General features: G+C 75.3%; 8 protein-coding genes and 2 pseudogenes. 7 read left to right on the top strand and 3 right to left on the bottom strand.

The features are described from left to right. From AB0K37_RS37600 to ptsP, 7 genes and pseudogenes are all read left to right on the top strand, one after another. Positions 1-208: pseudogene (locus AB0K37_RS37600) on the top strand (hypothetical protein); the annotation flags it as partial. Continuing rightward, on the top strand, positions 205-1,245 hold the full coding sequence (locus tag AB0K37_RS37595; RefSeq protein ID WP_363989704.1) for an SIS domain-containing protein: 1,041 nt from the start codon (positions 205-207) through the stop codon (positions 1,243-1,245). The pseudogene AB0K37_RS37600 and the gene AB0K37_RS37595, both read left to right, overlap by 4 nt. A 28-nt stretch (positions 1,246-1,273) precedes the next feature. Further along, positions 1,274-1,510 (top strand): annotated as a pseudogene (locus AB0K37_RS37590) (glucose PTS transporter subunit EIIB); the annotation flags it as partial. A gap of 36 nt (positions 1,511-1,546) precedes the next feature. After that, positions 1,547-1,996: a PTS glucose transporter subunit IIA gene (locus tag AB0K37_RS37585; RefSeq protein WP_363989702.1), complete on the top strand. Its 450-nt coding sequence runs from the start codon at positions 1,547-1,549 to the stop codon at positions 1,994-1,996. A gap of 4 nt (positions 1,997-2,000) precedes the next feature. Continuing rightward, the gene (locus AB0K37_RS37580; RefSeq protein ID WP_363989700.1) at positions 2,001-2,678 is read left to right on the top strand and encodes an HAD family phosphatase; all 678 of its coding nucleotides are present in this window, start codon (positions 2,001-2,003) and stop codon (positions 2,676-2,678) included. 14 nt (positions 2,679-2,692) lie between these two features. Then, positions 2,693-2,965, top strand: coding sequence for an HPr family phosphocarrier protein (locus AB0K37_RS37575; RefSeq protein ID WP_363989697.1), 273 nt, complete (start codon positions 2,693-2,695; stop codon positions 2,963-2,965). Positions 2,966-2,978: 13 nt separating this feature from the next. Beyond that, the gene (gene ptsP / locus AB0K37_RS37570) at positions 2,979-4,649 is read left to right on the top strand and encodes a phosphoenolpyruvate--protein phosphotransferase (protein ID WP_363989707.1); all 1,671 of its coding nucleotides are present in this window, start codon (positions 2,979-2,981) and stop codon (positions 4,647-4,649) included. A 7-nt stretch (positions 4,650-4,656) separates the two neighbouring features. Here ptsP and AB0K37_RS37565 read toward each other — a convergent pair whose 3' ends face one another. The 3 genes from AB0K37_RS37565 to AB0K37_RS37555 all read right to left on the bottom strand — a co-directional run bounded on the left by AB0K37_RS37565 (position 4,657) and on the right by AB0K37_RS37555 (position 9,130). Next, positions 4,657-5,151, bottom strand: a complete 495-nt coding sequence (locus tag AB0K37_RS37565; RefSeq protein ID WP_363989694.1) for a hypothetical protein — start codon at positions 5,149-5,151, stop codon at positions 4,657-4,659. 89 nt (positions 5,152-5,240) lie between these two features. Then, positions 5,241-6,881: a glycoside hydrolase family 3 N-terminal domain-containing protein gene (locus AB0K37_RS37560; protein ID WP_363989692.1), complete on the bottom strand. Its 1,641-nt coding sequence runs from the start codon at positions 6,879-6,881 to the stop codon at positions 5,241-5,243. Positions 6,882-6,979: 98 nt separating this feature from the next. Next, positions 6,980-9,130, bottom strand: coding sequence for a transglycosylase domain-containing protein (locus AB0K37_RS37555; RefSeq protein WP_363989689.1), 2,151 nt, complete (start codon positions 9,128-9,130; stop codon positions 6,980-6,982). Positions 9,131-9,543: the final 413 nt, after the last annotated feature.

Here is a 9,543-nt window from a genome sequence, read left to right as displayed (position 1 = left end):
TTTCCTGCCTGGCACCTTGCTCGGCGCGCTGCTCGGAACCCTCATCCTGGGGTTGGAGAACTCCCGGGTCCCGGCCGACCTCGCCGGCCGGCCGGACCTCGGCCGGATCGCCCCCGGCGCCGCGGCCGACCTGGTCTGGCTGGGGCCGGACCACCGGGCGCTTGCGACGTGGATCAACGGGCAGGAAGTCTTCGGAGGGGGATCATGACCAGTCAGATGCGCGCCGAGATCGGTGAGCAGCCGGACGCGCTGCGCCGGACGATCGACGCGCTCCTCCCGCGCGTCCCCGACGTCGGGGCGCTGGCGCGGGAGACCCGGCAGGTGCTGTTCATCGCGCGCGGGTCGTCCGACAACGCCGCGGTGTACGGGCGCTACCTGGTGGAGGCGCACGCCGGGCGGCTGGCCACGCTCGCCGCGCCGTCCATCGCGACCGCCTACCGCCGCCGGCTGGACCTGTCCGGCGTGCTGGCCGTGGCGATCAGCCAGTCCGGCAAGACCGAGGAGATCGTCGAGACGCTCGACTGGGCGCGCGACTGCGGCGCCCGGACGGTCGCGGTCACCAACGGCGCCGGGTCGCCGCTCGCCGAGGCCGCCGAGGTCGCCCTGGTCACGCAGGCGGGCGCCGAGATCGCCGTGCCGGCGACCAAGACCTACACGACGCAGCTCGCCGCGCTGTCGGTGCTCGGCCTCGGGCTCGGCGCCCAGGTCGCCGAGGACGACCTGCGCCGCGTCCCCGACGAGGTCGCCCGGATGATCGCGCTGACGGAGGCCTCGCCCGCGCTGCCGGAGATCGTCGAGGAGCTGGCGAAAGTCCCGGGTACGGTGGTCTCCGGACGTGGAATCGCGTTCGGGACCGCGCTGGAGCTGGCGCTGAAGATCAAGGAGGCGTGCTACCTGCACGCCATGGGGCTGTCCTACGCCGACCTGCTGCACGGCCCGATCGCCGTCGTCGACGCGCAGACCCCCGCGCTGCTGGTCGCCGCCGACTCCGGCCCGACGCTGCCCGGCACCGTCGCGCTGGCCCGCCGCGTGCGGGGCGCGGGGGCCCAGGCGTTCGGCGTGGGCGGCGGAGCGGAGCTGGCGGAGGCGTGCTCGGCCGCGCTGCCCGGTCCCGGCCTCCCCGAGTGGGTGGCGCCGCTGGGCCTCATCGTCCCCGGCCAGATCATGGTCGAGAACCTGGCCCGCCGGCTCGGGATCGACCCCGACGTCCCGCGCGGCCTCAACAAGGTCACCCAGACCGACTGAGCGACCCGGACCCCGAGAAGAGAGAACGAGCATGGACAAGGCCGAGGCCATCATCGCCGCCCTGGGCGGGGCCGACAACATCGTGGAGATCGAGCCGTGCGCGACCCGGCTGCGCACCGAGGTCTCCGACGCCGGAAAGGTCGACGAGCCGGCGCTCAAGAAGGCGGGCGCGTTCGGCGTCATGCGCAGCGGCTCCGTCGTCCAGGTCGTCGTGGGGCCCGAGGCCGACACCATCGCCAGCGACATCGAGGACCTCCTCGACTGACCAGACCTTCCTCGACCGACCAAGGGAACCCCTCTGATGACCCGAGTACTGTCCCCGGTCGCCGGCCGGGTCGTCGGCCTCGCCGGCGTCCCGGACCCGGTGTTCGCCCAGGCCATGGTCGGCCCGGGCACGGCCGTCGACCCCGAGCGGGGTCCCGGCCACGCCATCGCGCCCGTCACCGGGAAGATCGTCAAGCTGCATCCGCACGCCTACGTCGTGGTGGACGCCGAGGGCCACGGGGTCCTGGTGCACCTCGGCATCGACACCGTCAAGCTGAAGGGGCAGGGGTTCGAGCTCCTGGTCGCCGAGGGCGACGAGGTGACCGCCGGGCAGCCGCTCGTCGGCTGGGACCCGGCGGTGATCGAGGCGGGCGGCCGCTCGCCCATCTGCGCGGTCGTCGCGCTGGACGCGGGCGCCGACGCCCTGTCGGACGTGCGGGAGTCGGGCGAGGTGGCGAAGGGGACCGAGCTGTTCACATGGAGCTGAGCACATGGCGGTGATCGGTCTCGGCGCGGCGGTCTTCGACCTCGACGGCACCCTCATCGACACCGAGCCGCGCAACCGCGTGATGTGGTCGCGCCTGTTCGACGCCCACCGCGTCCCCTGGGACGAGGCGCTGATCGGCTCGTTCGCGGGGCGGCGGGGGATCGAGGCGCTGGCGGACCACGCGCACCTGTTCCCCGGCCGGACGGTCGAGGAGCTGTTCGAGCAGGCGGTCTCCTACGAGTCGCTGCCGGGGATGCCGGACGTGGCGCCCGTTCCCGGCGCGGTCGACCTCGTCCGGTCGCTGGCGGGCGCGGGGGTGCCGCTGGCGGTGGTGACGTCGGGGCAGCGGGCCTACGCCGAGCGCCTGCTGGACATGCTGGGCATCCGCGGCCTGCTCGACCTCGTGGTGACCGCCGGTGACGTCGTCACCGGCAAGCCGCACCCGGAGGGGTACCTGGCCGCCGCGCGCGACCTGGACGTCCCGCCGCAGGAGGCGGTCGGGTTCGAGGACGCCCCGGCAGGGGTCGCGGCGGTCAAGGCCGCGGGAATGACGTGCGTCGGCGTCGTCACCACGCAGTCGGTGGGCGCGCTGGCCAGGGCCGACCATCTGGTGGCCGATTTCATGGAAGTGGACGTCGTGCCGGGCCCCGCGCTGCGGGTGCACCGGACGGTAACGAGCTGATTGGGAGTAATGCGGTGACCGAGCGCAACGTCAAGATCGAGTCCAGGGTGGGCCTGCACGCGCGGCCGGCCGCGCTGTTCGTCCAGACCGCGGCCAAGGCCCCGATGGACGTGACGGTGTCCAAGCGCGGTGGCTCCCCGGTGAACGCCAAGAGCATCCTCGCCGTGCTCGGGCTGGACGCGCGGCACGGCGAGGAGATCGTGCTGTCCGCCGAGGGCGAGGGGGCCGACGAGCTGCTCGACAGTCTGGAGAAGCTGCTGTCCACCCCGGAGCCCGAGGGGGCCTGAGGTGGGCGAGGTGATGCAGGGGGCGGGCGTCAGCCCCGGCGTCGGGACCGGGCCGGTGCGCACCATCGCGGGGGCCGTGCCGGAGCCGCCCGCCGGGTCCCGGCACGGCGGTGACGCCGGCGCCGAGCGCGACTCCGCCCTCGCCGCCCTGGAGGCCGTCGCCGCCGACCTGGAGGAGCGCGGGGAGCGCGCGGCCGCGGCCGGCAACACCGACGGCCGGGACGTGCTGAACGCGCAGGCGATGATGGCCCGCGACCCCGGCCTCGCCGACGGCGTCCGCGCCAGGATCGGCGAGGGGGTGTCGGCGGCCCGTGCCGTGTTCGAGGCGTTCGGCGTCTACCGGGAGATGCTCGCCGGGGCCGGCGAGTACATGGCCGCGCGGGTCACCGACCTCGACGACATCCGCGACCGCGCGATCGCGCGGCTGCTCGGGCTTCCGATGCCGGGCGTCCCCGAGTCCGACGAGCCGTTCGTGCTGGTCGCCCGGGACCTCGCCCCGGCGGACACGGCCGTTCTCGACCCGGCGCAGGTCGTGGCGTTCGTGACGGAGGAGGGCGGCCCCACCAGCCACACCGCGATCCTGGCGCGGACGATGGGCGTCCCCGCCGTGGTCGCGCTGCCCGGCGCCGCCTCGCTGGCCGAGGGGACCCGCGTCCTGGTGGACGGCGCCGCGGGGACGGTGCTCCCCGACCCGTCCGAGGCGGAGGTGGCCAAGGCGCGGGCGGCCGCCGCGGCCCGCGCGTCCGCGCTGGAGGAGTCCACCGGGCCGGGCGCGACCAGGGACGGGCACCCGGTCCCGCTGCTGGCCAACGTCGGCGGCCCCAAGGACGTGGAGGCGGCGCTGGTGAACGGCGCCGAGGGCGTCGGCCTGTACCGGACGGAGTTCCTGTTCCTCGACCGCGCGGTGCCGCCGTCGGACGAGGAGCAGGAGGAGGCGTACCGGAAGGTCCTGGAGGCGTTCCCGGAGGGCCGCGTGGTCGTCCGGACGCTCGACGCCGGCGCCGACAAGCCGCTGGCGTTCCTGCCCGCCCCCGGTGAGGAGCCGAACCCGGCGCTCGGCGAGCGGGGCCTGCGGATGATGCGCCGCCACCCTGACGTTCTGGCCTCCCAGCTCGCCGCGCTGACCCGCGCCGCCGCGGGGCTCAGCGTCAAGCTGCAGGTCATGGCGCCGATGGTGACGGACGCGGACGAGGCCGCCTACTTCGCGGCCGCGTGCCGGGAGGCCGGCGTCGAGCATCCCGGCGTCATGATCGAGGTGCCCGCCGCCGCGCTGCGCGCCCGCGACCTGGCGCCCGAGGTGGAGTTCTTCAGCATCGGCACCAACGACCTCACCCAGTACGCGTGCGCGGCGGACCGGCAGGTCGGCGGTCTCGCGCACCTCCAGGACCCGTGGCAGCCCGCCGTCCTCGACCTGGTCGCCCCCGCGGCCGGCGCGGGCGTCCCCTGCGGCGTGTGCGGGGAGGCGGCCGGTGATCCGGCGCTGGCCTGCGTGCTGGTGGGCCTCGGCGTGACGTCGCTGTCGATGAGCGCGCCGTCCCTCCCGCTGGTGCGGGCCGCGCTCGTGCGCCACACGCTGGAGGAGTGCCGCGCGGCGGCCGCGGCGGCCCGCGCCGCGCGCACCGCCGAGCTGGCCAGGGAGGCGGCCCGCGCCCACCTGCCCGGACTGGCGGACCTCGGGCTCTGACCCGCGGTCAGCCCGCCACGAGCCAGCGGCTCCCGCGCCCCCGCAGGACGAAGCTCGCGGCGAGCAGTCCGCCGGGACGGGCGGGCGCGCTCTTCCACCGCAGGTGCTCGAACCGGACGGTGCACTCCCCGGCGCCCGGCCCGGCCTCGCAGGTCGGGACGGTCACGCCGCGCAGCGCCGCGAGATCCTGCGGGCGCAGCTTCGCGCGGGCCCGGCCGAGCCCCGAACGGCACCGGCCGGGCCCGCCGAACACGCGCCGCTCGTAGGCGGGCGCCAGGTACGCGCACGCTCTGGCGTCGCCCACCGAGATCCCGCGCAGGTACTTGTAGAGCGCCAGCCGCGCCGGGAGGGTCTGCCGCGGAGGCGCGGCGGTGGAGGCCTGGGCGGGCCGGGAGTCGCCGGGCTCGGGGGTGAGCGGCGGCATCGTGACCTCGTCGCCGCCCCCGCAGGCCGCCAGCAGCGGGAGCAGCGTCAGGGCGGCGAGGGACGGTCGGACGCGCACGGGGACCTCCTGGAAGCGCGAAGGCGGCCCGATCCTCCCAGCAGAGCGACCCTCGCGTCCATCGCTTCCCCGGTGCCGGGCGGCGGCCCCTACCGGTAGCCCAGCCCGTGCCCGGCGGGTTTCCCGCCCGCCGGCACCGGCAGTCTGCCGGTGGGCTTCACCGCCCCGCTCAGTACCCTGGCCAGCGCCTCCACCGAGACCCGGCTGGAGGAGTAGGTGGCGAGCGCCGCCTTCGCGCCGCCCGCCGAGTCGAGGTCGTAGGGGCGGCCGAGCGCGGCGACGACCACCGGCTTCGAGCCGAGCGCCCGGATCCGGGACGCGGTCGCCGCCCCCGCGTTCATGGTGGTCAGCACGGTGACGTCGGCCGAGCCGGGCGCCGTGACCGCGACGCCCTGGCGGCGCAGGGCCGCCTGGAGCCGGCCGCTCTCAGGCCCGGACACGGCGACCTTCCTGCCGCTGAGGGGCAGCACGCCTCCGTCGTTGCGGACGAGGGTGACCGCGTGCTCGGCGACGCCTCGCGCGACGGCCTTGTTCGCGGGGGTGCCGACCGCGGCCGCGGCCTTGGCGGGATCGGCGGCGGCGCCCTGGAACAGGCCGCGCCGCTGCTTGAGCCTGAGGATCCGCGTCACCGACTCGTCCAGCCGCCGCTGCGAGATCTTCCCGGTCCGGACGGCCTTCACCACGGCGTTGTAGGCGCGCGGCAGATCCGGCGGCATCAGCAGCTGGTCGGCGCCCGCGTTGATCGCACGGACCGGGACGCCGGCGTCGCCGTACTTCTCGCGGACCCCGGCCATCTCCAGCGAGTCGGTGGTGATGACGCCCTGGTAGCCGAGCTTGCCGCGCAGCAGCCCCGTCAGGACCGTCCTGGAGAGCGTGGACGGGTCGCCCGACCTGTCGAGCTTCGGGACGACGATGTGCGCGGTCATGATCATGTCGACGTTCGCCGCGATCGCCGCCCTGAACGGGGGCGCGTCCAGCCGCTCCCACGTCCGCGGCGAGTGCCGGATCACCGGCAGGCCGGTGTGGCTGTCGGTCGCGGTGTCGCCGTGGCCGGGGAAGTGCTTGGCCGCCGCGGCGACCCCGGCCTCCTGGAAGCCGCCGACCGCCCCCCGCACCAGTGCGGACGCCAGTGCCGGATCGGACCCGAAGGAGCGCAGCCCGATCACCGGGTTGCGTGGGTTCACGTTCACGTCGGCGTCGGGCGCGTAGTCGAGGTTGATGCCGACCGCGCGCAGCTCGGCGCCGGTGACCCGGGCGGCGGCGCGGGCGTCGGCCGGGCTGCGGGTCGCGCCGAGCGCCATATTGCCGGGGAACGTCGTGACGAACGGCGTCCGCGACACGATGCCCTGCTCCTCGTCCACGCCGAGCAGCAGCGGGATTTTCGAGGCCTTCTGCAGCGCGTTGGACTGCGCGGCGGTCCGCGCCGGGGTGCCGATGTTGCCGGGGAAGTAGATCAGCCCGCCCACGCGGTACTTCCTGATCTTCGTGAGCGCGTCGGCGCGGCTGGAGAAGGTCGGGACGAACAGCTGCCCCACCTTGTCGGCCACGCTCATCTTCGCGACCCGGCCGGGGATCCAGGCGTCCGGCGCGGGCGTGCCCGGGGACCCGGGCGCGGCGGAGCGGGCGGACGGCGTCCGCCCGCCCTTGCCGTCCTCGCCGCCGCCGCAGCCGGCGGCCCCGCCTGCCAGCAGGGCCGCCGCGGCGAGCGCGAGGGAACGTGAGGCACGCACCTGACCAGGCCCCCCGGAACGGTCTCGGTCACTCGGTCGCATCGACGCCGCGACCGTAGCCGCCCCCGGGGGCCGCTGTCGACTCGATCTCTTCCGGTTCAGCTCTTCGGGGCGGGCGCGGCGGCGGCCTCGCGGGCCTTCTGCTTGGCGAGCCCGCGGCGGGCGATCTCCGGCGGCACGGCGGGGGACGGCGCGATGGCCGGCGAACCGCCGTCCCGGCCTCCGGGCGCCGGCTCGCCGGGCCCGCGCCGGGACTGGTTCCGCTGCGCCGGGTCGGCGTCGACCCAGTTCGCGGCCACGCCGGAGAACGCGGGTTCGGGGAACGGCCGGGCCGGCAGGTCGCGGACGGCCTTGTCCATGAAGGACCGCCAGATCGTCGCCGGGAGGTTCTTGCCGGAGACCGTCCCGGGGAAGCCGGGCAGATTCCTCAGCGGGGCCGGCTTGGCGTTACCGATGACCACGGCCGTCGAGACCTGCGGGACGAAGCCGACGAACCAGGCGGCGCGGTTGCGGTCGGTGGTGCCCGTCTTCCCGGCGGCCTCGCGGTCGGGCAGCGCCGCGTGCTCGCCCGTCCCGCTCCTGACGGCGGCCCGCAGCGCGTAGGCGGCCTGCGCCGCCTGCTCGGCGTTCAGCACCCGGCGCCCCGGCCGGTCCCAGGGCAGCGGGACCCGCCGGCCGTGCGCGTCGACGACCCTGGTGACGAGGTGGGGGACGACGGCCGTGCCGCCGTTGGCGAACGCCGCGTACCCGGCGGCCTGGGTGACGGCCGCGACGTCGGGGGTGCCGAGCGCGATCCCGGCCTGCCCCCTGAACGGCGCGAGCGCGGAGGCGGGCACCCCGAACAGCCGCGCGGTCTCCTGGACGTCCGTGATCCCCGTCTTCAGGGCGGCCTTCACGTATCCGGTGTTGACCGACAGGGCCGTGGCCTTGACGAGGTCCATCGCGCCGAGCGAGCCGATCTCCTCGTCGTTGTCGACCTTGTAGCCCGGCGCGGTCATCGGTGTGACGTCGCCGTCGGGCGCGAACTTCTGCGGGGAGCGGCCGCTGACCCTCGTCCGGACGCTGAGGCCCTTGCGCAGCGCGGCGGCCAGCACGTACGGCTTGAACGTGGAGCCCGCCTGCGCGACCGGCGCGAACACCGAGTCGATCTGGCTGCGCTTCGGGTCGCCGCCGTAGAGCGCCTTGACCTCGCCGGTCCGGGAGTCGACGGCGACGAGCCCGGCGTGCACGGTCGCGGGCCACCGCGGCTCCTCCGCCTCGCGCATGGCCCGCTCGGCGTGCCGCATCCAGCGCTGGTCCAGCCCGGTGTAGATCTTCAGGCCGCCGTTGACGACGCTGTCCATCGGGATGCCGACGCTCGCGAGCTCCTCCTCGACCCGGTGCCGGACGAGGAGGTCCTGGCCGGACAGGCCGACGCCGGTCCACTCGTCCTGGGTCCGGGGGAAGCGCTGCCGGTCGGCCTCGGCCCGGCCGAGCCTGCCCATCGACACCATCCCGTCGAGGACGTACCTCCAGCGGGCGCGCAGCGCGCGGGCCGCGGGGCCGTCGCCCTGCGTGCGGAAGTACGCCGGCCGCTGGATCATCGCGCCGAGCAGGGCGCACTCGGCGACGTCGAGCTGCCAGACGTCCTTGTCGAAGTAGGCCCGGGCGGCCGCCTGCACCCCGGACGTCTGCCGGCCGAAGTAGATCGTGTTGAGGTACAGGTCGAGGATCTCGTCCTTGGCGCGGTTGCGGTCGAGCTTCATCGCGACGAAGATCTCTTTGACCTTGCGGCCCATCGTCCGGTCGCGGCTGAGCCCCTTGAAGTAGTTGCGGGCGAGCTGCTGGGTGATGGTCGAGCCGCCCTGCGTGTCGCCGCCGGACGCGTTGTTCCAGAGGGCGCGGAACGTCCCGCTGGGGGAGACGCCGTGGCCGCCGTAGAAGCCGCGGTCCTCGGCGGAGAGCACCGCCCAGCGCAGCCGGTCGGGGATCTGGCCGTGCCGGACGTTCTCCCGGTTGGCGCCGAGGCGGAACAGCGGGGTCCGGCCGTCGGCGTAGTAGACCGCGGAGCCCTCGTCCGTGACGCCGTCCTGCGGCTGCGTCGGCAGCGGCGTCCGGACGTAGCCGACGACGACGGCGGTGGCCGCCAGGACGACCGATGTGATGATCGACACGATCGCCGCGCGGCGCGGGCGCGGCGGGATCCGGAGGGCGCGGGGCAGGCGGGTGAGGGCAGGCCGAAGACGGCGCGCCCTGGGCAGGGAGTGCATGGGACCTCGTTCGACGTGGAGTACGGAGTCGGCCGTCGTCCGGGCCAGGGAGCGCAGGGGCGGGCATGCGTCAGGCGTGCGCCCGGGTAGTGGGCGCACGCGGTCAAGGACATCCCGCGCGGACGACGCTGCGAGTCAACGCAGCCGATCTGTAGTGCCACGCCTGTGGCCGGTGGTCCCGCGGGACACGGCCCCATCGGGACCGCTTCCGCGGCACTGCTGCCACCGTGGTAACAGCTTAATCACGATGGACCCCTGGATCGCAGGCGATTGCGGATCTTTGGCGGGGTCCATCGCGATGAACCTGACGGCCGGCCGGCCGGATCGGCCCGGGGCCGGGCGGCCCTTCGCCGCGGGCGGGCGGCGCTCAGCCCGGCAAGGGGTGGCCGAGGCGGCGCAGCGCCATCCCGGCC

The sequence above is a fragment of the Actinomadura sp. NPDC049753 genome, assembly GCF_040674655.1.
Taxonomy (GTDB): domain Bacteria; phylum Actinomycetota; class Actinomycetes; order Streptosporangiales; family Streptosporangiaceae; genus Spirillospora; species Spirillospora verrucosospora.
This window is presented reverse-complemented; position numbering and strand designations above follow the sequence as displayed.